Here is a 23,806-nt window from a genome sequence, read left to right on the forward strand (position 1 = left end):
CTTCCGGCGATGGGTGTCGATGTGATCTGCGTCACATAAAAGCGTCGTCGTCAATGGATACGATCGCTGCGACCTCGACCGGAGGGGGAGTCGCATGACCGCCCGACGTGGACGGACCCTGCTCGTCGTCACAGTCGCGGCCGTGGTGCTGGTGGCGCTCGGGCTCGCGCTGCGGCCCACCGACCGTCCCGCCCCGGTGGCCGCCGGATCGACCGCGTCGCCGACCCCGGCCCCGAATGACGGCCCCTCCGTCATCGTCCCCGGCCGCCCCGGCGAGTCCGCCGTCGCCCGCCCGGCCGCGGAGGTCCGCGACACCGCCTCGCCCAGCTACAACTCCCTGGACGTCTGGTTCGTGCGGATGATGATCCCGCACCACGAGCAGGCCCTGGCGATGGCGGAGCTGGCCGAGGGCCGGGCCGCCAGCCCGCAGATCCGGGCGGTGGCCGACCGGATCAGGGGCGCCCAGCGGCCGGAGATCGGCATGATGCGCGGCTGGCTGAGCGCCCGCGGCCTGCCGGCCGAGGTGCCCGGCCACGACCACGGCACCATGCGCGGCATGCAGTCGCCGGAGGCGATCCGGCGGCTCGCGGACGCCCGGGGCGCCGACTTCGACCGTCTGTTCGTGCAGCTGATGACCGCGCACCACCAGGGTGCCGTCACCATGGCGACCGACCTGCTGAAGGTCGGCGTCGACCAGCAGCTCGACGAGTTCGCCAACTCGGTGGCCACCGAGCAGGCGGTCGAGATCGACCGGATGCGCGAGCTGATCTGAGGCGACCGGGCGGTCCCAGCCGGCGAAGAACCGGGCGACCGCGAGGACGGCCCGCCGCCGCACGGACGGCGTCCCCAGTGGACCACGAGCCTCGCCACCCGCGTGTTAGCCTTCTCCGCCTGACCATGATCACGGCGAGCGACCGAGGGGATACATGGCGGGCGGTGCTCCAGAGACGGGCGGCTTGCTGGACCCGGACGGCGCGGTGGAACGGTTGGCCGAGTGGAAGGGCCGTATCGATCAACTGGCGGCCGACACCCGGGCGATGAGCGAGCGCCTGCAGGATCTGCGGGCGACGGCTGCCGACGACAACCGTCTGGTCGAGGTCACGGTCGACTCCGCGGGGCGGTTGGTCGATCTGCGGTTGGGCCAGCGGATCCAACGGGTCGCACCCGAGGTCGTCGCCAGGACGATCATGGACACCATCGGTGCGGCCCGACAGCAACTGGCCGACCGGTCCCAGGAGATCATCGCCGACACCGTGGGCACCGGGTCGGCGGCGGCGCGCGCGATCGCCGAGCGCGTCGGAAAGCAGTTGCGCGGCGCCGATCCGGTCGCGGACGGCTCCGACGACCGGCACCGCGGGTGGTGAGCGCGTGGGGGACGGGTTCGCGGTCGACGCAGAGCAGATCCGCGCGCACGCGCGCAACATCGAGGTGTTGCGCGAGCGCTTCGCGGCGGTCAGGGCCGCGAGCGCGCACATCGCACAGAACGAGGCGGCGTACGGGTTGCTGTGCGGGTGGATCTCCGGAGTCCTGGAGGACCGGCACACCCGGCAGGACGAGCTGATCGCCTACGTTGAGGAGAATCTGTCCCTGGTCGCGAAGGGATTGCGCACGACCGCGGACAACTACGACGACGCGGACGCCGACGCGGACAGCACGATCCGCAGGGCGGGGAGCCGGTGGGACGCAGATCCGGCGAGGCTGCCGCGATGAGCGAAGGGTCGTTGGTCGCCGACGTCCGGTCCACCCGCCAACCGTGGACCGGGGCGGCGCTGCCCGACAGCTTCCAGGGGCTGGTCGACGCCATCCACAGCGCGGGCTGGGTCGACGACCTGCTGGCCGGTGCGGCGTTCGGGGTCGAGGTCACCGCGACCGTGATGGATCCGTTCAGCGCGCTGCTGGCCAACGGGCTGGGCTGGGCGATGGAGTACTTCGAGCCGCTGCGGCAGATCCTCGACGACCTCACCGGAATGCCCGACGTGGTGGCCTCGCACGCGGCGACCTGGGAGAACATGGCGGCCGAACTCCTGAGCATGGCCACCGACCTTGAGTCGCACCTGGGCGCGGACATCCCGCACTGGCAGGGGCAGGCCGCCACGGCGTACCGGAGCCTGATGGCGCACAACGTGACGGCGCTCGACGGGCTGGGCGGCATCTCCGCCGCGATGGCCGCGGCCACCCAGGCCGCCGGAAACCTGGTGGCGTTCACCCGCGACGTCGTGCGCGATCTCATCGCCGACCTGGTGGCGCGCGTGGTCGTCTGGGCGGTCGAGGCGATCTTCGTCGTCACGATCCCGGTGATCGCGTCGCAGATCGCGGCGGCCGTGGTGAAGTGGGCCGGACGAATTGCGACCTACGTCGCCGCCCTGATCTCCAGCCTCACCAACCTCGCCCGGCTGCTGAACGGCTAGGCCGGACGATGGTGAGACCGAGGACGCCCCCCGGCGGGCACGGTGACGGCCCGGGGCCGACGCACCCGGGCCACGGTGACGGTGCGAGCGGCACCCCGACCCCGCGACGACGCGGTTCGGGCGAGGTGCCCGACAACGTCACGAGGGCGCAGGAGATCACCGCCCAGGAGGCACGGCAGGGCCGCCCGGGCGGAGACCCCGGCGCAGGGCAGGGCAGGCCCGGCGGCAACGACGACGGTCACCGCACTCCCGCACCCGGCACCCCCGAGTACGCGCGTCGGCTGGAGGAACTCGCCGCCGACCCGGCCCACAACGGCAACATCAGCGCGAAGTCCCGCCGAGAGGCGGAGGTCGGGCTCGAGGCGGAGGCGCAAGGCAAGATCCCAGGTCCGATCCGCCGTGCCGAACTCGACAACTCCGATCCGGCATTCCAGAAGGATCAGGGTGAGTTCATCGACGCCAACGGAAACTACTGGGACGTCAAAGCCCCCGCCGATATCTTCCCCGCCGGTCGGTACGCCGGCCAGCCAATGCCCGAGGGAATGAGAGGACGCTACAATGGCGACGATTTCGAGCAGAAACTTGCCGACGAGGTGACCGGCGGACAGAATGTCGTCATCGACACCAAAAATCTGTCGCCGAGTGCCGTGGCCGATCTCAAGAGGCGGGTCGCCGGTCGAGCGGACTGGGACGGCAGGGTGGTGTTTGACAAGTGAGCAGATACAAGCGGAGCGTCGCTGACGTGATCCGTTGGCCGGGCAGTCCCGACGCCAGAGCGGCGCTCGAGGAGTGGCTGGGCGTCCCTTCTTCGGACACCGCGTCGTACCTGGCGGGAGACTTTCTCGATTTCCGTGGGGCGGATCTGAGCAGCCTCGACCTGACGGGCGCCTACCTGGCCAATTCCTGCCTGGTCGGGGTGCGGTGCGAGGACGCCAACCTTGGCGACGCGAACCTGAACAACGCCGAACTCGACGGCGCCGATTTCTCCTTTTCTGACCTGGCAAAAGCTGACCTGGTCGGCTGTACGGCGCGGAACGCGCGTTTTTCCAGCGCCCGGCTGTTTTCGGTGCAGTTCGACGAGGCCGTTCTGGAGGGGGCCGACCTCAGTCACGCGATCCTCAATTCGGCGAAGCTCTACAGAACCGATCTGCGCGCCGCCGACCTCAGGTTCTCAAGCCTGCGGTGGTGCACGTTGGGCGGCGCGAACATGCCCGCGGTGCTGAGCGGCGCGCGAATGTTCGGCTGCCAGCTCGAGGGTGCCAAGGGCACCGTCGTCGGCCCGGTCTTCGTCGATCAGGCCGCGACCCGGTCGCTCGACGGCGCCGAACTCGAGGCATGGTTCTCCGCACAGGATGCGCAGGACATCCGGGTGGCACCTCGCTCGCCGTAGCCCCGGGGAGTCGACCCGTACGCTGGGTGACCGTGAACCGCACCGTCTTCGGCCGCCCGCTGCGCTCGCTCGCCTTCGACGTCCTCGTCTCCGGCGTGGTGGCGCTCCTGGCCGTGGCCGCCGTGGTGAGCCAGCCCGGCGGCCTGCCCGCCACGCTGGTCGGTTGTGCCATGGCGGTCGCCCTGCTGTGGCGCCGGGTCCACCCGTCGGCCGTGGCCGCCGTGGTGGCCGGGCTCGCCATGGCGCAGGTGATCGCCGGCTGGGGGCCGCTGGCCTACGACGTCGGCGTGCTGATCGCCCTCTACAGCGTCGTCAAGTACGCCGAGCGGCTGCGCGACGGCGTGCTGGCCGGGATCGTCGCGGCGATCGGGGTGGTGCTGGCCGCCTCGCAGACCGTCGGCAACGCCGCCTGGTGGGCCACCGCCATCTACTTCGCGCTGGTCACCGGCGGGGTGTGGCTCGCCGCCCTGAACGTGCGGACCCGCCGCCTGTACGTGCTCAGCCTCGAGGAGCGCGCCGCCACGCTGGAGCGCGAGCGGGAGGCCGAGGCCCGCGCCGCGGTGGCGGGGGAGCGGGCCCGGATCGCCCGCGAGCTGCACGACGTGGTGGCGCACAGCATGGCCGTGATGATCGTCCAGGCCGACGGGGCCCGGTACATGCTCGACCAGGACCCGGAGACCGCCCGCGTCGCGGTCAAGGTGGTCGCGGACACCGGCCGGCAGGCGCTGGAGGAGATGCGCCGGCTGGTGGACGTCCTGCGGGAGCCCAGCCCGGCGGAGCCGGCGGCCACGGCGGAGCCGCCGGACGACGACGCCGTCGCCGCCGACCCGGAGCACCGGCGGGCGGCGGTCGCCGAACTGCCCGCGCTGCTGGACCGGTTCCGCGACGCCGGGCTGCGGGTCCGGCACACGGTCACCGGCGAACCGGCCGCGCTGCCCCCGGGCCTGGACCTCACCGTCTACCGGGTGGTGCAGGAGGCGCTGACCAACGCGCTCAAGCACGCCGGGGTCGGCGCGAGCGTCACGGTCACCCTGGAGCACGTCCCGGACGCCGTCGTGGTCCGGGTGGTCGACGACGGGCACGGCCGCCCGCCGGTCGGTCCCGCGCCGTCCGGCGGGCACGGCCTGGTCGGCATGCGCGAGCGGGTCGGCGTGTACGACGGCAGCCTCGTCGCCGGCCCCCGGCTGGCCGGGGGCTGGCGGGTCGAGGCGCGGCTGCCGCTACCGTCGACCCCCGGGACGGAGGTGGCGGCATGACGGTCCGCGTGGTGATCGTGGACGACCAGGCGCTGGTGCGCGCCGGGTTCCGGATGGTGCTGGACTCCCAGCCGGACCTGGAGGTGGTCGGCGAGGCCATCGACGGCGCGGACGCGCTGCGGCTGCTCGCCCGCACCGAGGCCGACGTGGTGGTGATGGACGTCCGGATGCCCACCATGGACGGGGTGGAGGCGACCCGCCGGATCTGCCGGGACCGCCCGGCCGGCCCGCCCCGGGTGCTGGTGCTCACCACCTTCGACACCGAGGCCGACGCGTTCGCCGCGCTGCGCGCCGGGGCGAGCGGCTTCCTGCTCAAGAACGTGCCCCCGGAGGAGCTGCTCGCCGCGATCCGGGTGGTCGCCGCCGGTGACTCGGTGGTCGCGCCGTCGATCACCCGCCGGCTGCTGGACCGGTTCGCCGACCGGTTGGGACCGGGGCCCGCCGAGGACCCCCGGCTGGCCCAGCTCACCGACCGGGAGCGGGAGATCCTGCTGCTCGTCGCGCAGGGACTGTCCAACGCCGAGATCGCCGGCCGGGTGCACGTCGCCGAGGCGACCGTGAAGACCCACGTCGGGCGGATCCTGGCCAAGCTCCAGCTCCGCGACCGGGTCCAGGCGGTGGTGCTGGCCTACGAGAGCGGGCTGGTCACGCCGGGAGGCTGACCGGCGCTACGACCTGGGTCGTACGGGTCGACCCGGTCGGGGGCGACCCGGGGCGTACCGACCTCGACCGCGCGGGCGGACGCCGGCGCGGGCGGCGCTCCATAGCGTCGGAGACGTCCTGGTCACCGACTGCACGGGGAGTCTCCGCATGTCCCTCGCCCCACCCGTCCCGGCCCGTACCGGTGTCGCGGTCACCGCCCGCGGCCTGCGCAAGGAGTACGGGCGCGGCGCCGCCCGCGTCGTCGCCCTCGACGGCGTCGACGTCAACTTCGCCGCCGGCCGGTTCACCGCCATCATGGGCCCGTCCGGCTCGGGCAAGTCGACGCTGATGCACTGCCTGGCCGGCCTCGACAGTCCCACGGCGGGCACCGTCCGGCTCGGCGACACCGAGACCGCCCGCCTCGACGACAAGCGGCTCACCCTGCTGCGCCGGGACCGGATCGGCTTCGTCTTCCAGAAGTTCAACCTGCTGCCGGCGCTGACCGCCGAGGAGAACATCCTCCTGCCGCTGGCCATCGCGGGCCGGCGGGCGGATCCGGCCTGGCTGCGGCAGGTGGTGGCGGCGGTCGGCCTGGCCGACCGGCTCGGGCACCGGCCGGCCGAGCTCTCCGGCGGGCAGCAGCAGCGGGTGGCCGTCGCCCGGGCGCTGGTCACCCGCCCCTGGGTGGTCTTCGCCGACGAGCCGACCGGCAACCTGGACTCCCGCTCCGGCGCCGAGGTGCTCGGGCTGCTCCGGGAGGCCGTGGACACCCTCGGCCAGACCGTGGTCATGGTGACCCACGACCCGGTGGCCGCCGCGTACGCCGACCGGGTGGTCTTCCTCTCCGACGGCCGGCTGGTCCGCGAGCTGGCCGCGCCGACCGCCGAGCGGATCCTGGACGCGCTCGCCGGCCTCGACCCGGTCGCCCCGGCGCGGGGGCGGTGACCGCGATGATCCGGCTGACCCTGCGTTCGTTGCGCGCCGACGCGCTGCGGCTGCTGCTCTCCTCCCTGGCGATCGTGCTCGGCGTGGCCTTCGTCGCCGGCACCCTGATGCTCACCGACGGCATGCGGGCCGGCGCGTACGACCGGGCCGGCGCCTTCGACCGGCACACCGACCTCGGCGTGTACGCCGGCACGGACCCCCTCCCGCCCGCCCTGGTCGACCGGGTGCGCGCGGTCGACGGGGTGGCCGCCGCCGAGGGGGAGCTGACCGGTTCCGGCGGGGTGGTCGGCTCCGACGGCCGCCCGGTGCTCGGCTACGGGGTGCTCGCCGCGATCCCCACCGACCCGGCCCTGCGCTCGTACGACCTGACCGCCGGCCGGTTGCCGGACCGCCCCGGCGAGGTCGTCCTCGACGCGTCCACCGTGCGCGAGGAGGGCTTCACCCTCGGCGCGCCGGTCCAGGTGGGCGGCTCCACCGGGGCCGCCCGCGCGTACACCCTGGTCGGCGCCGTCGACGTGGCCGGCACCGCCCGCGACGTCGGCGGACCCTTCATCGGCCTGGTGGGCGCCGACTCCCTGGCGGTGACCGGGGAGCGGGGGTACGGCCGGATCATGGTGGCCGTCGCCCCGGGCACGTCCCGCGAGGCGGTGGCCGAGCGGGTGGCCGGGCTGGCCGCCACCGGCGCCACCGTGAAGTCCCGTCAGCAGATCCTCGACGACGCGGTCGACGACGCGGTCCGCGACCTGAAGCAGTTCGGCATGATCCTGCTGACCTTCGCCGGGGTCGCGGTGGTGGTGGCCGGCTTCGTCATCGCCAACACCTTCGCCATCGTGCTCGCCCAGCGGACCCGGCGTACCGCCCTGCTCCGGCTGGTCGGCGCCACCCGGGGGCAGGTCTTCCGGGCCACCCTGCTGGAGTCGGCGGTGCTCGGGCTGAGCGCCTCAGCACTGGGCGTGCTGGCCGGCGCCGGCCTGGCCGCCGGCCTGGCGGCGGGGCTGTCCACGCTGGACCTGCCGTTCACCGGCGAGGTCCTGCTGACCCGCTCGACGGTGCTGCTCTGCGTGGCGCTGGGCACCGCGATCACCGTGGCCGCCGCCTGCGTACCCGCCTGGCAGGGCACCCGGGTCGCCCCGGTGGCCGCGCTGACCGACGCCGCCGTGCAGGTGACCCGCCGCGCCGGCCCGGTCCGGCTGACGATCGGCGCGCTGGTCTTCGCCGCCGGGGTCGCCGCGCTCGCGGTGGCCGCCACCGTCGGCCAGATCGCGCTGGTCGCCCTCGGCGGGATGCTGACCTTCTTCGGCATCGTGCTCTACGGCCCGGTGCTGGTGCCCGCCCTGGTCCGGCTCTTCGGCGCGCCCGCCCGGCTGCTCCTCGGCGCCACCGCCGGGCTGGCCGTGGCCAACGCCGTCCGCAATCCGCGCCGGGTCTCGGCGACCGCCACCGCGCTGGTGATCGGGATCGGTCTGGTGTCGGCGTTCGTCGTCGGCGCGGGCAGCGTGAAGGTGGGCATCGAACGCGCCGTGGACGCCCAGATCGGCGTCGACTACCTGGTCACCGGCGTCGGCAGCGACCTGCCGGCGGCACTCGCCGACGAGCTGGCCGCCCGGCCGGAGCTGGGCGTGGTGCACGAGCGGCGCAGCCGGGTCGTCGACGGGGTGGAGATCCGCGCCGCGCATCCGGCGCTGGTCGGCCGTACCCTGACCGGCACGGTGGCCGGCGACGACGGCGACCTCGGCCCGGGCGCGGTGCTGGTGCACCGGCAGCTCGCCGAGGCGCGCGGCTGGACCGTCGGCGCCCCGGTGACGCTCGCCGGCCGGTCCTTCCGGGTGGCCGCGGTGGTGACCGCCGACGAGGCCGCCCAGGCCGCCACCGGGGTGGCCGAGGGACACGTGGTCGACATGGTCGACGCCGACTTCGCCCGGCTCTTCCCGACCCAGCGGGGCTTCCTCGCCGAGGTGGACCCCGCCGCCGGGGTCCCCGCCGAGCAGGCCCGGGCGGCGGTCGAGACCGTTGTCGCCCGGTATCCGACGGTCAACCTGATGGACCAGGCCGCCTACAAGAAGATGCTCACCGGCACGGTCGACATGCTGCTGGCCTTCGTCACCGCGCTGCTCGGCCTGGCCGTGGTGATCGCCCTGGTCGGCGTGGCGAACACGCTGAGCCTCTCGGTGGTGGAACGGACCCGGGAGAACGCCGTGCTGCGGGCGGTCGGCCTCACCCGGGGCCGGATGCGGGCCATGCTGGCCGTCGAGGCGGTGCTGATGGCGCTGGTCGGGGCGGTGCTCGGGATGGCGCTGGGCGCCGGGGTCAGCGCCGGGGCGATGGCCTTCGTGGCGAAGATCGGCGGGGAGTTCACCCTGGTGCTGCCCTGGGGGCGGCTCGGGCTGCTGCTCGCGGTGGCGGTGCTGGCCGCCCTGCTCGCCTCCGTGCTGCCGGCCCGCCGGGCATTGGGCCGGCCGGTGGTCGAGGCACTCGGCGCGGAGTGAACCGGTGGTGGGGGGGGCGGGGGGGGGGGGGCCCCCCCCCCCCCCCACCGCACGGATCAGAGCCGCTCCACCACCGCGCCCCGACAGCGGTCCCGGGTGTCGAAGACGTACCGGGCGTGCCGGGTCACCAGGTCGTAGTCGAAGCTGTCGTGGTCGGTCACCACGACCACGGCGTCGGCCTCGGCGACCTCCCGCTCGGTCAGGTCGACCACGGTCACCCCGCCGGGGATGTGCTGCGGCTCGGCGTACGGCTCGACCGCGCGCACGTCGGCGCCGAGGTCGTTGAGCCGCCGGGCCACGTCCACGGCGGGGGAGTCGCGCATGTCGCCGGTGTTCTTCTTGTACGCCAGGCCCAGCAGCAGCAGCCGGGCCCCGCTGACCGAGCGGCCCACCCGGTTCAGCCCGGCCGTCACCCGCTGGGTCACGTGCTCGGGCATCTGGTGGTTGATGTCGTCGGCCAGCTCGATGAACCGGAACTGCCGGCCCATCGTCCGCTTCACCTGCCAGGACAGGTAGCACGGGTCGATCGGCAGGCAGTGCCCGCCCACACCCGGGCCGGGCCGGAACGGCATGAAGCCGAACGGCTTGGAGGAGGCGGCGTCGATCGCCTGCCAGACGTCGATCCCCAGGTGGTGGGAGGCGATCGCCAGCTCGTTGATCAGCGCGATGTTGACCTGCCGGAAGGTGTTCTCGATCAGCTTGGTCAGCTCGGCGACCCGGGTCGAGTCCACCGGCACGGTCCGCTCCACCAGTCGCCGGTAGAAGTCGTCGACCCGGCGCAACGAGGCGCCGTCGACGCCGGAGACCACCTTGGGGGTGTTCTCCAGCCGCCAGGTGCGGTTGCCCGGGTCGATCCGCTCCGGGCTGTAGCCGAGGTGGAAGTCGCCGGGGCTGCGCAGGCCGCTGGCCGACTCCAGCAGCGGCCGGAGCACGTCCTCGGTGGTGCCGGGGTAGGTGGTCGACTCCAGGACCACCGTGCAGCCGGCCCGGACGTACGGGCCGATGCCGTGGCCGGCCTGCTCGACGTAGCTGAGGTCGGGAGCGCCGTCGCGCAGCGGGGTCGGGACGGTGATCACGCAGATGTCGAAGCCCTCGGCGTCGGTGTACTCGGTGCTCGGCCGGTAGCGGCCGCTGCCCAGCGCCCGGCCGAGTCGGTCGGCGGTGATGTCCTCGACGAACGACTCGCCGGTGGCGAGCCGCTTGACCCGGTCGGCGTCGACGTCGAGGCCGACCACGTCCAGCCCCGCCTCGACGGCACGCATCGCCAGTGGCAGACCGACGTACCCCTGACCGATGACGACCAGCTTCTCAACGCGCACGTTCGCTCCCGTGGCAGTAAGTGACTCCTGCCCGGGAGCTTAGGGCCTGTATGAGGCTTAAAGTCCGATTTTGCGGCTAATGGCGGTGGCGGTGTCGAATCCGTCAGCTGCCCGCCAGCGGCGGGTTCCCGTCCGGAGGCGCCGTGGTGGTCGGCACCGGATCGGGCGGTGCCGTGGTGGTCGGCACCGGATCGGGTGGCGCCGTGGTGGTCGGCGGGCCGGCCGGCGTGGTCGTCGGCACCGAGGTCGGCTGCGGCTCCGCCGATCCGCTCGGCCCCGGCGACGGCGTGACCGTGACGGTGGCCGAGGGCCGGTTGCGCGGGTTCCAGGTGCGGTTCGGCCGGCTCGGCTGACCCGTGGCGGTCTCCTCGGGAATCGCCGACGGTTCCCCCTCTTCGCTGGGCGCCACGGCCGGCGAGGTGCTCTTGATGTTGGTCGCCCCGTCGCCGGTCTCCCTGGCCGCGCCGAGCGCCGCGCCCAGCGCGGTGAGTGCCACCAGCACCGCCGCGAGCGCACCGACCAGCGAGCCGCGCCGACCGCGGCCCCGCGTCCGCGCCACGGTGGCGGCCGCCGGGAGCATCGGCACCTCGCCCCGGGTGGTGGTCGCCGGGCCCGCCGCGCCACGCAGCGCCGGGGGGACGAACGCGGTCGCCGCGTCGCTGTCGCTCAGCGCGGCCCGGGCCGCGGCGGCCATCTCGGCGCCGGTGGCGAACCGGTCGGCCGGGTCCTTGGCCAGCGCCCGCGACACCAGCGCGTGCACCGGCGCCGGGATCTCCTCCGGCAGCGCCGGCGGCTCGTCGTCCAGGTGCCGCACCGCGACCTGGAGCGGATTGTCGCCGGTGAACGGCGGCCCGCCGGTGAGGCAGCAGTACGCGACCGCGCCGAGCGCGTAGATGTCGGTGGCGGCGGAGACGGGACGGCCGGACGCCTGCTCCGGCGCCATGTAGAGCGCCGTCCCCGGCACCGCGTTGGTGCTGGTGATGCTGGTGACGTTGGTCGACCGGGCGACGCCGAAGTCGACCAGCACCACGGTGCCGTCCTCCTGCACCAGCAGGTTGCTCGGCTTCACGTCGCGGTGCACGATCCCGCCGGCGTGCGCGGCGTGCAGCGCCTGGGCGACCTGCGCGACGATCGACATCGTCTCGGCGACGTCCAGGTGGCCGGCGGCCTCGATCCGCCGGGACAGCGGCTCGCCCTCGACGAACTCCATGACCAGGTAGTCGGCGCGTCCGCCGTCGGCGAGGCGGTCCTCGCCGCAGTCGAAGACCTGCACGATGCCCGGGTTGCGCAGGGCGGCCATGATCCGCGCCTCGGCGCGGAACCGGGCGATGAAGTCGGGGTCGGAGACCAGCGCCGGCAGCAGCACCTTCACCGCGACCTGGCGGCCCAGGATCAGGTCCGTAGCACGCCAGACGTCGCCCATGCCGCCGGTGGCGACACGTTCGTCCAGGCGGTAGCGACCGCTGAGCACGACTTCCGATGACAACACCCGAATACCGTACCCAGAGGAGCAGAAAAGAACTCATGGCGATCTCCCCGTCGCGTCCGGCACCAGGGCGGCACCGGTACCGGTGCCGCCACGGCGTGGCGAACGGAGGGTGACGAGAACCGGACCGACTGTCACAATGGCCGCGGGTGGCCGCAGCAAGCCGGGCGTACGGGGCCACCGGGGACGTCCGGACCGCGATGACCTGGCCGGGAGCGTCCCGCAGTCGTTTTCCGTCACGCGGACTCGCCGATTGTTAGCTAGATATTTCTCACTCTTTCTCCGCTAGGCGGTGACTTGTCCACCCGTCCATTGACTCCTACCGTTAGCGCGACTCGGGCCAGCCCATGGTGCCGGTGCGGCATTCGGCCGACCGCCGTATTGTCGCGGCGTGTGTCAGACATGCCGCCCGGCCGCTCGGCAGGGTGCGATGGGGTCAGCGGGGGGCTGTTGGTGCGCGAGGGGGTCCGGCTGCCGCACCGGGGGTGCGTCACGCACGGCCTGCCGGTCACGGCGGGGGCGGCGGACGCATGACCGTTGAGCTGAGCGAGGCGGTGGCCGCGGCGCAGGTCGGCGACGAGGAGGCCTTCCGCTTCCTGTACCGCAGCCTCCAGCCGGGTCTGTTGCGGTATCTCACCGCCCTCGTCGGCGCCGACGCCGAGGACGTCGCCTCGGAGACCTGGTTGCAGATCTCCCGGGACCTGCCCAGCTTCACCGGCGGGGAGTTCCGGGCCTGGACGGTGACGATCGCCCGGAACCGGGCGATGGACCACCTGCGCCGCCAGCGTCGCCGTCCCTCGCTGCCGGTGCCGGTGCAGGCGTTGAGCGAGCTGGCCGGGGACGCGGACACGGCCGAACGGGCCGGTGAGACCATCGGTACGGAGGCCGCGCTGGCCCTGATCGCGACGCTGCCGCCCCGGGAGGCCGAGGCGGTGCTGCTGCGGGCGGTGATCGGGCTGGACGCCGAGACCGCCGGCCGGGTGCTCGGGCGCCGCCCGGGTGCCGTCCGCACCGCCGCGCACCGCGGCCTGCGCCGGCTCGCCGCGCTGCTGGAACGTCAGGACCTGCCCCAACCGTCCGGTGGCGACGAGCGGACCGGCCCGCCCCACCCGCGGCGGGGCCGGCAGACGCCGAGCACCTCCCACGCCGAGCCGGCGGACGGATGACGTGAGGGGAAACTGGATGAACTTCCGCCGCTCCGACGGCGCCGAGCGGCCCGCCGACCGGGCCGAGGCCGAGCGGCTGCTCGACGCCGCCCGGACCGCCGACGCGCCGCCCGCGGGCGACGACCCGCTCGCCCGGCTGCTCTCCGCCGCGGCCGCCCCGGCCCGCCCGGGTGAGCTGGCCGGCGAGGAGGCCGCGCTGGCCGGGTTCCGGGCCGCCCGCGCGGCGGGCGCGTCCGCCCCGTCGCCCGCGCCGCCGTCCCGGCGCCGGCGACGGGTGACCACGGGCGTGGTCGCCTGGGTCGCCGGCATCGCCGCCACCGCCACGGCCGGCGCCGCCTTCGCCGCGGTGACCCTCGACCGCGGCGACGAGCCGGCGCCCCGGCCGTCCGCCTCCGTGCCGGGCGGATCCGGTTCCGATCCGGCGGCGCCGTCCTCGTCCGGTGGCGGGTCGACGACCGGCGCGCCCACCCCGGGTGCCGGCCCCTCCGCCGCGTCCCCCTCCGGCCGGCCCGGCGCCTCCGGGAAGCCGGCCTCCGAGGGGAAGCTGGCGGGGCAGTGCCGGGCGTACCTGGCGAGGCCGGCGGCGCAGCGCGAGAAGGCGCTGCGCAGCCCCGCGTTCGCCGATCTGGTGGCCGCCGCCGGTGGTGCGGGCAAGGTCGAGGCGTACTGCCGGGAACTGCTTCCGGAGCAGGCCCCGGGCGCGGACGAATCGCCGGAGGCGAAGCCGTCCCGCTCGCCCGCGGCCCCGGCCGCGCCGACTCCGGACGCCCGCCCAAGTCGGAAGAAGTAGTCGAAAAGGCTTCACAGAAATTTTTTCCCGCCCGGGGCGGCGGATTCCGTCTGCTAGACAGAAGATGGTGAGACGCGGCGGCCGGCCGGTGACGGTCGATGCCGCCCGCGCCGGCAGTGTCGCCGGGTCCCCGGTCGGGAGGAGACCGTTTCGTGGTGACGTCCCCGGAGCTCAAGCGGACGACCGTGCTGGGCGAGAAGGCCGCCGCCGCGGCCCACCTGGGCCGGATCTGCTTCAAGACCGGGCCACCGGTCTACACCGGCGTCGAACTGGAATGGACCGTGCACGACGCCGCCGACCCCGCCCGACCGGTTGACCGGGAGCGGCTGCGGGCGGCGCTGGGGCGGCACAGCCCCGTCACCCTGGACGACACCAGCCCCGCCCAGCCGCTCCGGCACGGCAGCAGCGTGACCGTGGAGCCCGGCGGGCAGGTGGAGGTGTCCACCGCGCCCCGACCGTCGGTCGCCGCGCTGATCCTGGCCACCGAGGCCGACATCGCCGAGCTGAGCGCGCTGCTGGAGCGCGCCGGGCTGGTGCTCGGCCGCAGCGGCATCGACCCGTGGCGGGTCCCGCAGCCGGTGGTCGAGACCTCCCGCTACCGCGCGATGCGCTGCGTCTTCGACCGCCGGGGCCCCGCCGGGCGGACCATGATGTACAGCACCGCCGGCCTCCAGGTCTGCCTGGACGCGGGCGAACCGGCCGAGCTGGCCGCCCGCTGGGCCACCGCGCACATGGTCGGGCCGCCGCTGGTGGCCGCGTTCGCCACCGCCGACCGGCACGCCGGCCGGCGGACCGGCTGGGCGTCCGCGCGGATGGCCGCCTGGCTGGGTATCGACCCGGCCCGCACCCGGCCGGTCTGGTCGCCGCGGCGGCCCGACGAGGAACCGGTCGCCGCCTGGACGGAGTACGCGCTGGCCGCGCCGCTGCTCTGCCTGCGCCACGACGGGCCGGACTGGACCCCGCCACCGGGGATCACCTTCGCCGACTGGATCGACGGGGCGCTGCCCCGCCCGCCGACCACCGACGACCTGGAATACCACGTCAGCACCCTGTTCCCGCCGGTCCGCCCGAGGGGCTACCTGGAGGTGCGCTACCTGGACGCCCAGCCCGGTCCCGGCTGGATCCTCCCGCTCGCCGTGCTGACCGCGCTGCTCGACCGCGCCGACACCGCGCGGTCCGCCCGCGCGATCGCCGCGCCGGTGGCCGACCGCTGGCACGCCGCGGCCCGGTACGGCCTGGCCGACCCGCCGCTGGCCGTGGCGGCCGCCGCCCTGCTCGACCTGGCGCTGGAGGCGCTGCCCCGGCTGGACCTGCCGCCGGGCACCCACGACGAGACGAGCCGAGGAATCCGGCGGCGACGGGCCGCCGCGGAGAGGGGACACCGGTGACCACCACCGAACAGCCGGACACGCAGGCGGAGGTGCTGCGTAGCCGGATCGCGGCGGAGCTGGAGCGGACCCGGGCCCGTACGGCGCTGCTCACCGAGGCGGTGGACGACGACGACCTGACCCGCCAGCACTCCCCGCTGATGTCCCCGCTGGTCTGGGACCTGGCCCACGTGGGCAACCAGGAGGAGCTCTGGCTGGTGCGCGACGTCGGCGGCCGCGAGCCGGTCCGCCACGACATCGACGACCTGTACGACGCGTTCAAGCAGCCCCGCAAGGACCGCCCGTCGCTGCCGCTGCTGCCTCCCGCCGAGGCGCGCGCCTACGTGTCGACGGTCCGGGACAAGGTGTTCGACCTGCTGGACGGCATCCGGTTCACCGACCGTCCGCTGGTCGCCGAGGGCTTCGCCTTCGGGATGATCGTGCAGCACGAGCAGCAGCACGACGAGACGATGCTCGCCACCCACCAGCTGCGCGCCGGGCCCGCGGTCCTGGACGCGCCCCCGCCGCCCGAGGCCCGGGTACGGGTCGCCGACGAGGTGCTGGTGCCGGCGGGCCGGTTCACGATGGGCACCTCCACCGACCCGTGGGCGCTGGACAACGAGCGCCCCGCGCACACCGTCGAGCTGCCCGCGTACGTCATCGACGCCACGCCGGTCACCAACGGCCGGTACCGCGAGTTCATCGCCGCCGGCGGGTACGACGACCCGCGCTGGTGGAGCGGGCCCGGCTGGCGGCACCGTAGCGAGGCGGGACTGACCGCGCCGATGCACTGGCGGCGCGACGGGGACGGCTGGGCGTACCGGCGGTTCGGGCGGTGGTCACCGGTCCGCGACGACGAGCCGGTGGTGCACGTCTGCTGGTACGAGGCGGAGGCCTTCGCGGCCTGGGCGGGACGGCGGCTGCCCACCGAGGCGGAGTGGGAGAAGGCGGCCCGCTGGGACCCGGGCACCGGCCGCTCCCGCCGGTACCCGTGGGGCGACGAGGACCCGACCGGCGAGCACGCCAACCTGGGGCAGCGGCACCTGTGGCCGGCGCCGGTGGGCGGGTACCCGGCGGGCGCCTCGCCGCTGGGCGTGCACCAGCTGATCGGCGACGTCTGGGAGTGGACGTCGAGCACCTTCCGGGGCCACCCCGGGTTCACGGCCTTCCCGTACCGGGAGTACTCCGAGGTGTTCTTCGGCGACGACTACCGGGTGCTGCGCGGCGGCTCGTTCGGCACCGACCGGGCGGCCTGCCGGGGCACGTTCCGCAACTGGGACTACCCGATCCGGCGGCAGATCTTCAGCGGCTTCCGCTGCGCCCGCGACGCCCGGCCCGAGGAGGCGCACGGGTGATCGGCGGCACCGCCTGATGTGTCGGCACCTGGCCTACCTCGGGCCTCCGCTGAGCCTGCGCGCCCTGCTGTACGACCCGCCGGACTCGCTGGTCCGGCAGTCCTGGGCGCCCCGGGACATGCGCGGCGGCGGGACCGTCAACGCCGACGGCTTCGGCGTCGGGTGGTACCCCGGCGAGGGCGACCCGGTGCGCTACCGGCGGGCCCAGCCCATCTGGAGCGACGTGACGCTGCCGGCGCTGGCCGGGGTGACCCTCGCCGGAGCGGTGCTGGCCGCCGTCCGCTCCGGCACCGTCGGCATGCCCGTGCAGGAGTCCGCCGCCGCGCCGTTCACCGAGGGCCGGTGGCTGTTCAGCCACAACGGTGTCGTGCGGGGCTGGCCCGACGCGCTGGTGCCGCTCGCCGACACCCTTCCCGTCCGTGACCTGCTCACCCTCGACGCCCCGACCGACTCCGCCCTGCTCTGGGCGCTGGTCCGGCACCGGTTGCGGGCCGGCGCCGACCCGGCGGAGGCGGTCGCGGAGGCGGTCGCGGTGGTGTCGGAGGCGGCGCCCGGGTCGCGGCTGAACCTGCTGCTCACCGACGGCCGGACGATGGTGGCCACCGTGGCGGGGCACGCGATGTCCGTCCTCGCGACGCCGGACTCGGTGCTGCTGGCCTCCGAACCGCACGACGACGACCCGGGCTGGCGGTCGTTGCCGGACCGGCACCTGGTGGTGGCCACCTCGACCTCGGTGCGCGTGCGCGCCCTGCCGGGAGCGTGACGCCGCAGCAGTGTCGCAGGTGGAGACAGGGACGTTCGCCGAAAGAGAAGGGACACCTCATGGGCGCGGAGCCGTTGGAGATCTACCTCGAGGACCAGGACCTGGGGCGCAGCCTGCGGGAGGACGTACGGGCCGGGCTGACCGCCGAGGAGAAGTGGCTGCCACCGAAGTGGTTCTACGACGCCCGGGGCAGCGAGCTGTTCGAGGAGATCACCCGGCTGCCCGAGTACTACCCGACCCGGGCGGAGCGGGCCGTGCTGGCCGAGCGGGCCGCCGACATCGCCGAGCTGACCGGCGCGAAGACCCTGATCGAGCTGGGCTCCGGCTCCTCGGAGAAGACCCGGCTGCTGTTGGACGCCTTCACCCGCCGGGGCGGGCTCGGCACCTTCGTGCCGCTGGACGTCTCGGTCAGCGCGCTGCGCCAGTCCACCGAGCAGATCGCCACCGACTACCCGGGCCTGCGGGTCCGCGGCATCGTCGGCGACTTCACCCGCCAGCTCGACCGGCTGCCCACCGGCGGGCGGCGGCTGGTGGTCTTCCTCGGCGGCACCATCGGCAACCTGCTGCCGGCCGAGCGGGCCGCGTTCCTGTCCGCGATGCGCGCGACGTTGGAGGCGGGCGACTGGCTGCTGATCGGCACCGACCTGGTCAAGGACCCGGCGGTGATCGTGCCGGCGTACGACGACGCGGCCGGGGTCACCGCCGAGTTCAACCGCAACGTGCTGCGGGTGGTCAACCGGGAGCTGGGCGCGGACTTCGACCCGGCGGCCTTCACCCACGTGGCGCGCTGGGACGCCGACCGGGAGTGGATCGAGATGCGGCTGCGGGCCGAGCGGGCCATGCGGGTCCGGGTACTGGACCTGACGGTGGACTTCGCCGCGGGCGAGGAGCTGCGCACGGAGGTGTCGGCGAAGTTCCGGCCGGAGGGGATCGCCCGGGAGCTGGCGGCGGCCGGCTTCACCGTACGCGAGTTCTGGACCGACCCGGACGGCCTGTTCGGGGTGAACCTGGCCCGGGCCGACTGACCGGCGGCCGCCGCGCCGGCCCGCCGGGCGACCTCGGCGGCCCGGCGCGCGGTGACCTGGGGCACCCGTCCGGGCCGGCGGCCGGCGTGATCGGTTAGGGTGAGGGCGCGAAGGGGAGTAGCCCCCAATGTCGTGGTCGACACACTGGTGCGTTCCGCATCCGGCCACGCGGCCCCACCCCGGTGGGGCGGGCGAGACCTTCGACTCAGGCTGTAGCAGCCGGGTCGAGGGCGCCCCCGTACCTCCTCCCGGCATGATCGGGAAGGTTCTCATGGACGGTTTTCTCGCCGCGCTGGTGATCAGTTTCGGCGTCATCTTCGTCGCCGAGCTGGGGGACAAGTCCCAGCTGATGGCGTTGACCTTCGCCACCCGCTTCAAGCCGGTCCCGGTGCTGATCGGCATCACGATCGCCACCGCGATCGTCCACCTGGCCTCGGTGGCCATCGGTTACGGGCTCAACGCGGCCCTGCCCACCGGCTGGATCTCGCTGATCGCCGGCCTGGCGTTCCTCGGCTTCGGCGTCTGGACGCTGCGCGGCGACAAGCTCACCGAGGAGGAGAAGCGCAAGGCGGAGAAGACCGGCAAGTCGGCCGTCATCGCGGTCGGTGTCGCGTTCTTCCTGGCGGAGTTGGGCGACAAGACGATGCTCGCCACCATCACGCTGGCCACCAAGTACGGCTGGTTCGGCACCTGGCTCGGCTCGACGCTGGGCATGGTGGCTGCCGACGCGCTGGCCATCCTGGTGGGCCGGATGCTGGGCCGGCACCTGCCGGAGAAGGCCATCCGGTACGGCGCCGCCGTGCTCTTCGCCATCTGCGGTCTCTGGCTGATCCTGGAGGCGGTCGACCAGCTCTGACCCGGCCTAGCGCCGGCGGGGGCGGGTAACGCCCCCGGGTGGACCTGGACGAGTTCCTGCGCGAGGGCGACCGCGTCGCGGTCACCTTGGTGGAGATCGCCGGGGCGGCCGTGATCTTCGTCGGCGCGCTCTGGGCGGCGCTGCGGTTCGTGGTCGAGGGACTGCGACACCGCAGCGCCGCCGTCTTCACCCCGATCCGGCTCTCCCTCGGCCGGTTCCTCACGCTCGGCCTCGAGTTCCAGCTCGCCGGGGACATCCTGCGTACCGCCGTGTCACCGACGTTCGACCAGATCGGGCAGCTGGCGGCCATCGCCACCATCCGGACCGCGCTGAACTTCTTCCTGCGCCGCGAGATCGCCCAGGAACAGCGGCAGGTCGGCGAGGCCGGGACGGAGCAGGGGAAAGCGACGTGACGGAGGGCCTCGCCGACGTGGCGACCGCCCTCGCGCTGGGCAGCGGTGCGGTCGTCCTGCTCACCGTCCGTTCCTGGCGTACCGCGCTGCGGGTGCTGCTGGACCTGCTCGTCGCCGCCGGCCTGCTCCGGCTCGCCGTGGGTAGCGGCTGGACCGCGCTGGCGACCGCCGCGGCGATCATCCTGCTGCGCCAGCTCCTCTGGGCCGGGATCGCCGCCGGCCCGCCCGCTCCGGCACCGACTATCGCCGCCGTCCTGCGGGTAAGACGATCACGGCCTACCGTGAGCGGCAGGGACGCAAAGCGAACATAGCGGGAGGATAACCCCATGAGCAGGCATGACGAGCCCAACGAGTACGGCTTCGCCGGTGGCGCCACCGCTCCCGAGCCGCCGCCGGGCGGCCGGATCGACGAGCAGGACCGCGCCGAGGCGGTCGCCGTGCCGGGCGACGACCTGACCGAGCCGTTCGCCGACGCGCTGGAGGAGACCGAGGGCGAAGACGGGGAGCGGGCCCGCGAGCGGCGCTGACCCCGCCGTACCGTCCCGGACGCCGCCGCGGCGAGCCCCACCGGGCTCCGCCGCCGCGGCGTCGTCGTCAGCGGGGTGAGGGCAGCACGGAGGACCGCACCGGCAGGTCCTCGCAGTACGCCGCCATCCACTTGATCAGCTCGTCCGCGTCGGCGTACGGGTCGAGCCCGTGGACGTCCTCCGGGCTCAGCGAGGGCACCCGCACGTGCGAGATGAGCGGGTGCAGCGGTCGGCTGTCGATCTCGTCGACGCCGAACAGGTCCTCGTGCAGCTTCTCGCCGGGGCGCAGCCCGGTGAAGACGATCTCCGTCGGGCGGTCCGCCTCGGCGGCGAGCCGGCGCGCCACGTCGGCGATGCGCACCGGCTCGCCCATGTCGAGCACCAGCGCCTCCCCGCCGCGCCCGATGGTCGCCGCCTGGAGCACCAGGTGCACCGCCTCCTGCACGGTCATGAAGTAGCGGGTCACCTCGGGATGGGTCACCGTGATCGGCAACCCCGCCTCGACCTGCGCCTGGAACGCGGTCAGCACCGAACCGCGGCTGCTGAGCACGTTGCCGAAGCGCACGCTGAGGAAGGCACCGCCGACCTGCTCGGCGTAGTGGGCGGTCAGCCGCTCGGTGATCCGCTTCGAGTAGCCGAGCACGCTGACCGGGTTGGCCGCCTTGTCGGTGGAGATGTTGACGAACTCGCTCACGTCCCGGCACGCCTCCAGCACGTTCAGGGTGCCGTGGACGTTGGTCTTGACCGCCTCCCCCGGGTGCCGTTGCAGCAGCGTCAGGTGCTTGAGGGCGGCGGCGTGGAAGACGATGTCCGGCTGCCGGTCGGCGACGATCCGGGCGATGCCGTCGGCGTCGCGGATGTCGGCGAGGATGAGCTCCGGCCCGTCCAGCAGCGCCCGGCCGTGCAGCGACATCTGCAGGGCGTGCAGGGCCGACTCGTCCCGGTCCAGCATCATCAGTTCGCCCGGCTCGCAGCGGGCGATCTGCCGGCACAGTTCCGAGCCGATCGAACCGCCCGCCCCGGTGACCAGCACCCGTCGGCCGGCCAGGCCGTTGCGCTCGATCATCAGCTCGGCCACCCGCTGCGCCCGCCCCAGCAGGTCGGTGAGTTGCAGGTCCCGGACGTCGGTGGCCCGCACCGGCCGGTCGAGCAGTTCCCGGACCGGCGGGAGCACCTTGAAGGCGGCGCCGGCCTGCAAGGTCCGGCGGCGTACGTCGCGCATCAGTTCGGCGTCCGAGCCGTCGATGGAGAAGATGACCGTGGTGGCCCCGGTGCGGCGTACCGCCTGCTCGATCTGCTCGCGGCCGCCCAGCACCCGGAGTCCCTCCAGGCGCAGCCCCTGCCGCTCGCGGTCGTCGTCGAGCAGGCCGACCGGCAGGTAGCTGCCGCCCGGGTCGCCGACCAGCACCCGTACGAGGCGTTCGCTCGCGGCGTCGACGCCGTAGATCAGGGCCCGCTCCGCGCCCCGGACCGGGCGGTCGTCGCGGTCGCGCCGCCACCGGTAGCCGGCCCGCCCGCCGGCCATCACCAGCAGGGCCACCGCCCCGCCGGTCACCGGGACGCTGGCCGGCACCGGGCGTTCGGTGAGCGTCGCCAGGGCGGCCAGCATCACGGCGGCGGCGAGGAGGGTGGTCAGGGCCAGGTCACGGGCCTCGCCGATGCTGCCGATCGGGTGGCGGCCGCGGGCGGTGGAGCGCACCTGCTCGATGGCGGCGTGGACGACCGCACACACGCCGGCGGCACCCAGCGCGAGGGCGCACTGCCCGGGCGTGAGGCCGAATTCGTACCTGGCCCAGGCGGCGACCAGAAATCCGCCGCACCATGCGCCCGTGTCGAGCGTTAGCAGAGACAGGGTCTTCGCACGTCGGGTGACCCAGTCACGTCGCGGGATGTTCGTGCCGGCCGGAGAGGCTGCATCGTCCATTGGTGTCCTCTGCGTTTGTTGCCTGATTGCGAGGATTCAGGTCTCTGGGGATGTTCGATGGCTTACATTCGTTTGGTCGTTCTCGGCAAGCTTGCGGCGAATAGATCCTGTCATGCCGTTTGGGAAGTATTGGGGGATTTCGTGCAGTTTCACCGGCTAGTTGTCCCGGCGGAACGGAGAGCGTGATGGACGTACGCACCTGCCTGCGCCTGATCCGCCGATACTGGTGGATCGTCCTGGTCACGCTGATGGTCGCGGTCGGCTCGGCCGCCCTCATCACCGTTCGCACGCCGCCCCGGTACGTGGCCTCCGTGACCTTCTTCGTGACCACGCCGAGCCAGGGCGTCACCGACGCCTACCAGGGCGGGCTCTTCCTCCAGCAACGGGTGAAGTCCTACGCGGACCTGCTGCGCAGCGACCGCCTGGCGCAGAGCGTGGTGGCCGAGACGCAGGTCGGCCTCACCGCCGACGACGTGCAGCGCCGCCTCCGCGCCTCCACCGAGACCGGCACCGTGCTGCTGCGCGCCACCGTCACCGACACGGATCAGACCCGGGCGATGAGGGTGACCGAGACGCTCGCGGCGAAGTTCGTGGAGCTGGTGCAGAAGGTCGAGACGCCGGCCGAGGGGCAGGCCGCTCCCATCAAGATCGAGGTGGTCAGTGGTCCCCGGGTGAGTTCGAGCCCGGTCTCGCCGCAACCCACCCGCAACCTGATCGTCGGCGGCCTGGTCGGTCTGCTGCTCGGCGCCGCGCTGGCCGTGCTGCGCGGGCTGCTCGACGTCCGGATGCGCGACGCCGCCGCGCTGCAACGGGTCACCGGCAGCCCGCTGCTGGGCGAGATCCCGTTCGAGGCCGGCGCGAAGGCGGCACCGTTGATCGTCGGCGACGCGGCGACCTCCGCCCGGGCCGAGGCGGTCCGCAAGCTGCGGACCAACCTGCGGTTCGTGGACGTGCACGAGCCCGCCCGGGTCATCGCGGTCACCAGCGCGCTGCAGGGCGAGGGCAAGACGACCCTCTCCTGCAACCTGGCCATTGCGCTGGCCGAGGCGGGCTGGCGGGTGCTGCTGGTCGACGCCGACCTGCGCCGGCCGAAGGTCGCCGACTACCTGGGCCTCGACGGCGGTGTCGGGCTGACCGACGTGCTGGTCGGCGACGTGCAGGTCGGTGACGTGGTGCAGCGCTGGGGCGAGAAGTCGCTGCTGGTGCTCCCGAGCGGATCCGCCCCGCCGAACCCGAGCGAGCTGCTCGGCTCCAAGGCGATGGCGGATCTGCTGCTCGCGCTGCGCGAGTCGGCGGACATCGTGGTCATCGACACCGCGCCGCTGCTGGCCGTCACCGACGGCGTGGTCGTGGCGGTGCAGGCCGATGGTGCGCTGCTGGTCACCCAGCAGGGGCGTACCTCACGGACTCAGGTGGCCGCGGCGGCCCGGTCGCTGCACTCGGTCTCGGTGCGCCTGCTCGGTTGCGTGCTGAACATGACCAAGGTGGCCAAGGCCGACGCCTACCAGTACGAGGCGTACCGGATCGCCAGCACCGGCAAGACCAAGGTTCCCGCGGACCGGGCACCGGTGGCCCGCCACGGCGAGTCGAACGGGGTCGACGGGGTCACCGATCGCACGCAGGAACTCACCCGGCTGCGCCGATGAGCGCCACCGCTGGTCGTACGGCCGGCCGGCCGTCGCTGGGAG

24 protein-coding genes are annotated in these 23,806 nt (G+C 73.9%); 21 read left to right on the forward strand and 3 right to left on the reverse strand.

The window, feature by feature from the left end; genetic code table 11:
- The first annotated feature begins 94 nt into the window (after positions 1–94).
- The 10 genes from M2302_RS04605 to M2302_RS04650 all read left to right on the forward strand — a co-directional run bounded on the left by M2302_RS04605 (position 95) and on the right by M2302_RS04650 (position 9,127).
- Positions 95–772 (forward strand): DUF305 domain-containing protein, encoded by a 678-nt coding sequence (locus tag M2302_RS04605; RefSeq protein WP_280836729.1) that lies wholly within the window; start codon positions 95–97, stop codon positions 770–772.
- A 184-nt stretch (positions 773–956) separates the two neighbouring features.
- The gene (locus M2302_RS04610) at positions 957–1,364 is read left to right on the forward strand and encodes a YbaB/EbfC family nucleoid-associated protein (RefSeq protein ID WP_280836730.1); all 408 of its coding nucleotides are present in this window, start codon (positions 957–959) and stop codon (positions 1,362–1,364) included.
- A gap of 4 nt (positions 1,365–1,368) precedes the next feature.
- Positions 1,369–1,710: a type VII secretion target gene (locus M2302_RS04615; RefSeq protein WP_280836731.1), complete on the forward strand. Its 342-nt coding sequence runs from the start codon at positions 1,369–1,371 to the stop codon at positions 1,708–1,710.
- Positions 1,707–2,408, forward strand: coding sequence for a hypothetical protein (locus M2302_RS04620; RefSeq protein WP_280836732.1), 702 nt, complete (start codon positions 1,707–1,709; stop codon positions 2,406–2,408). The genes M2302_RS04615 and M2302_RS04620 overlap by 4 nt, the downstream gene beginning before the upstream one ends.
- Before the next feature lie 125 nt (positions 2,409–2,533).
- Positions 2,534–3,124, forward strand: coding sequence for a hypothetical protein (locus tag M2302_RS04625; protein ID WP_210778739.1), 591 nt, complete (start codon positions 2,534–2,536; stop codon positions 3,122–3,124).
- Positions 3,125–3,150: 26 nt separating this feature from the next.
- The gene (locus M2302_RS04630) at positions 3,151–3,798 is read left to right on the forward strand and encodes a pentapeptide repeat-containing protein (RefSeq protein WP_280836733.1); all 648 of its coding nucleotides are present in this window, start codon (positions 3,151–3,153) and stop codon (positions 3,796–3,798) included.
- Between the two features lie 26 nt (positions 3,799–3,824).
- On the forward strand, positions 3,825–5,054 hold the full coding sequence (locus M2302_RS04635; RefSeq protein ID WP_280836734.1) for a histidine kinase: 1,230 nt from the start codon (positions 3,825–3,827) through the stop codon (positions 5,052–5,054).
- Positions 5,051–5,716, forward strand: a complete 666-nt coding sequence (locus tag M2302_RS04640) for a response regulator transcription factor (RefSeq protein WP_280836735.1) — start codon at positions 5,051–5,053, stop codon at positions 5,714–5,716. The genes M2302_RS04635 and M2302_RS04640 overlap by 4 nt, the downstream gene beginning before the upstream one ends.
- 148 nt (positions 5,717–5,864) lie before the next feature.
- Positions 5,865–6,641 (forward strand): ABC transporter ATP-binding protein, encoded by a 777-nt coding sequence (locus tag M2302_RS04645; RefSeq protein WP_280836737.1) that lies wholly within the window; start codon positions 5,865–5,867, stop codon positions 6,639–6,641.
- Positions 6,642–6,646: 5 nt separating this feature from the next.
- A complete protein-coding gene (locus M2302_RS04650) occupies positions 6,647–9,127 on the forward strand; it encodes an ABC transporter permease (RefSeq protein WP_280836738.1) in 2,481 nt (826 codons plus the stop codon).
- A 56-nt stretch (positions 9,128–9,183) separates the two neighbouring features.
- On the opposite strand, the gene M2302_RS04655 is transcribed toward M2302_RS04650, so the two are convergent.
- A complete protein-coding gene (locus M2302_RS04655) occupies positions 9,184–10,446 on the reverse strand; it encodes a nucleotide sugar dehydrogenase (protein ID WP_280836739.1) in 1,263 nt (420 codons plus the stop codon).
- A gap of 103 nt (positions 10,447–10,549) precedes the next feature.
- A complete protein-coding gene (locus M2302_RS04660; RefSeq protein WP_280836740.1) occupies positions 10,550–11,935 on the reverse strand; it encodes a serine/threonine-protein kinase in 1,386 nt (461 codons plus the stop codon).
- Positions 11,936–12,462: 527 nt separating this feature from the next.
- On the opposite strand from M2302_RS04660, the gene M2302_RS04665 reads away from it, so the two are divergent.
- The 10 genes from M2302_RS04665 to M2302_RS04710 all read left to right on the forward strand — a co-directional run bounded on the left by M2302_RS04665 (position 12,463) and on the right by M2302_RS04710 (position 20,194).
- Positions 12,463–13,098 carry an RNA polymerase sigma factor gene (locus M2302_RS04665; RefSeq protein ID WP_280836741.1) on the forward strand — a complete coding sequence of 212 codons (636 nt, stop codon included), beginning with the start codon at positions 12,463–12,465 and terminating at the stop codon, positions 13,096–13,098.
- A 16-nt stretch (positions 13,099–13,114) separates the two neighbouring features.
- Entirely contained in the window at positions 13,115–13,888 is a 774-nt protein-coding gene (locus tag M2302_RS04670) for a hypothetical protein (protein WP_280836742.1), read from the forward strand.
- Positions 13,889–14,040: 152 nt separating this feature from the next.
- Positions 14,041–15,276, forward strand: a complete 1,236-nt coding sequence (gene egtA, locus M2302_RS04675) for an ergothioneine biosynthesis glutamate--cysteine ligase EgtA (RefSeq protein ID WP_280836743.1) — start codon at positions 14,041–14,043, stop codon at positions 15,274–15,276.
- Positions 15,273–16,610, forward strand: coding sequence for an ergothioneine biosynthesis protein EgtB (gene egtB / locus M2302_RS04680; protein ID WP_280836744.1), 1,338 nt, complete (start codon positions 15,273–15,275; stop codon positions 16,608–16,610). Before egtA ends, egtB begins: the two co-directional genes overlap by 4 nt.
- 16 nt (positions 16,611–16,626) lie before the next feature.
- Positions 16,627–17,373: an ergothioneine biosynthesis protein EgtC gene (egtC, locus tag M2302_RS04685; protein WP_280836745.1), complete on the forward strand. Its 747-nt coding sequence runs from the start codon at positions 16,627–16,629 to the stop codon at positions 17,371–17,373.
- Between the two features lie 59 nt (positions 17,374–17,432).
- Entirely contained in the window at positions 17,433–18,398 is a 966-nt protein-coding gene (gene egtD, locus M2302_RS04690; protein ID WP_280836746.1) for an L-histidine N(alpha)-methyltransferase, read from the forward strand.
- Positions 18,399–18,669: 271 nt separating this feature from the next.
- Positions 18,670–19,254 (forward strand): TMEM165/GDT1 family protein, encoded by a 585-nt coding sequence (locus M2302_RS04695; protein WP_154936556.1) that lies wholly within the window; start codon positions 18,670–18,672, stop codon positions 19,252–19,254.
- Between the two features lie 38 nt (positions 19,255–19,292).
- Entirely contained in the window at positions 19,293–19,667 is a 375-nt protein-coding gene (locus tag M2302_RS04700) for a DUF1622 domain-containing protein (RefSeq protein WP_280836747.1), read from the forward strand.
- Positions 19,664–19,978 carry a hypothetical protein gene (locus M2302_RS04705; RefSeq protein ID WP_280836748.1) on the forward strand — a complete coding sequence of 105 codons (315 nt, stop codon included), beginning with the start codon at positions 19,664–19,666 and terminating at the stop codon, positions 19,976–19,978. Before M2302_RS04700 ends, M2302_RS04705 begins: the two co-directional genes overlap by 4 nt.
- A gap of 15 nt (positions 19,979–19,993) precedes the next feature.
- Positions 19,994–20,194, forward strand: coding sequence for a hypothetical protein (locus M2302_RS04710; RefSeq protein WP_154936558.1), 201 nt, complete (start codon positions 19,994–19,996; stop codon positions 20,192–20,194).
- A gap of 67 nt (positions 20,195–20,261) precedes the next feature.
- Here M2302_RS04710 and M2302_RS04715 read toward each other — a convergent pair whose 3' ends face one another.
- Positions 20,262–21,926 carry a polysaccharide biosynthesis protein gene (locus tag M2302_RS04715; protein WP_280836749.1) on the reverse strand — a complete coding sequence of 555 codons (1,665 nt, stop codon included), beginning with the start codon at positions 21,924–21,926 and terminating at the stop codon, positions 20,262–20,264.
- Positions 21,927–22,303: 377 nt separating this feature from the next.
- Here M2302_RS04715 and M2302_RS04720 point away from each other — a divergent pair, with 377 nt between their 5' ends.
- Positions 22,304–23,764, forward strand: a complete 1,461-nt coding sequence (locus M2302_RS04720; RefSeq protein WP_280836750.1) for a polysaccharide biosynthesis tyrosine autokinase — start codon at positions 22,304–22,306, stop codon at positions 23,762–23,764.
- Positions 23,765–23,806 lie beyond the last annotated feature (42 nt).

Source organism: Micromonospora sp. A200 (assembly GCF_029893845.1).
GTDB lineage: Bacteria > Actinomycetota > Actinomycetes > Mycobacteriales > Micromonosporaceae > Micromonospora > Micromonospora purpureochromogenes.

Coding starts and splice junctions, on each gene's coding strand:
- M2302_RS04605 (WP_280836729.1), top strand. CDS start 95: ATGACCGCCCGACGTGGACGGACCCTGCTCGTCGTCACAGTCGCGGCC.
- M2302_RS04620 (WP_280836732.1), top strand. CDS start 1,707: ATGAGCGAAGGGTCGTTGGTCGCCGACGTCCGGTCCACCCGCCAACCG.
- M2302_RS04640 (WP_280836735.1), top strand. CDS start 5,051: ATGACGGTCCGCGTGGTGATCGTGGACGACCAGGCGCTGGTGCGCGCC.
- M2302_RS04645 (WP_280836737.1), top strand. CDS start 5,865: ATGTCCCTCGCCCCACCCGTCCCGGCCCGTACCGGTGTCGCGGTCACC.
- M2302_RS04650 (WP_280836738.1), top strand. CDS start 6,647: ATGATCCGGCTGACCCTGCGTTCGTTGCGCGCCGACGCGCTGCGGCTG.
- M2302_RS04665 (WP_280836741.1), top strand. CDS start 12,463: ATGACCGTTGAGCTGAGCGAGGCGGTGGCCGCGGCGCAGGTCGGCGAC.
- M2302_RS04670 (WP_280836742.1), top strand. CDS start 13,115: ATGAACTTCCGCCGCTCCGACGGCGCCGAGCGGCCCGCCGACCGGGCC.
- egtC (WP_280836745.1), top strand. CDS start 16,627: ATGTGTCGGCACCTGGCCTACCTCGGGCCTCCGCTGAGCCTGCGCGCC.
- egtD (WP_280836746.1), top strand. CDS start 17,433: ATGGGCGCGGAGCCGTTGGAGATCTACCTCGAGGACCAGGACCTGGGG.
- M2302_RS04695 (WP_154936556.1), top strand. CDS start 18,670: ATGGACGGTTTTCTCGCCGCGCTGGTGATCAGTTTCGGCGTCATCTTC.
- M2302_RS04710 (WP_154936558.1), top strand. CDS start 19,994: ATGAGCAGGCATGACGAGCCCAACGAGTACGGCTTCGCCGGTGGCGCC.
- M2302_RS04720 (WP_280836750.1), top strand. CDS start 22,304: ATGGACGTACGCACCTGCCTGCGCCTGATCCGCCGATACTGGTGGATC.